Annotated in this window: 1 pseudogene; it reads right to left on the bottom strand. The window is 67.8% G+C overall.

The window, feature by feature from the left end:
* Positions 1-314: 314 nt before the first annotated feature.
* Positions 315-549: pseudogene (locus DI276_RS51805) on the bottom strand (HNH endonuclease); the annotation flags it as partial.

A 549-nucleotide genomic window follows, 5' to 3' on the forward strand; every position in this document is an offset into this window, starting at 1 on the left:
CAGGCTGCGGTCATTACCGCTTACCCGATGACGCATAGCCCTGTCCGGCTCGCTTCGCATCGCCACACGGGGTGCCTTGGCTTCGCCTTTGGCCCGCGTTGCTATAGGAATGCGGCTCGGCTTCGCCATCGCCGCTTGCCTTCGGCTTCGCGAGATACAGATGGAATCCTCGTGGCTCGCTCCCGGAATGGCGTCAGGGGGCATCGCCGACGTCCATTGCGGGCGGGCCGGTGGGAGTTTCGTTCGGCGGGCTGTAGGCGGCAGGCGGTGGGCGGCAGGCGTGCCGGTTGCGGGCGAGCCCGTGGGCCCGCCCGTCATGCCGCTGCGGCGTGGAGGAGATTGCGTCTTGGCCTGCGTTGCGGGTCGAGCCACGCCGGGGCATAGAACGTGGGTATGCCGTGGACCATCCGCACTGTCCACTCGCTGTGGTGGATCAGTGTGTGGTGGTGGTGGCACAGCAGGACCGCGTTGTCCACCGAGGTGACACCGCCGTCGGCCCAGTGATGGACATGGTGGGCGTCGCAGTGTTTCGGTGGTCTGCCGCAGCCG

The sequence above is a fragment of the Lentzea terrae genome, from assembly GCF_003265345.1.
Taxonomy (GTDB): Bacteria; Actinomycetota; Actinomycetes; order Mycobacteriales; family Pseudonocardiaceae; genus Lentzea; species Lentzea terrae.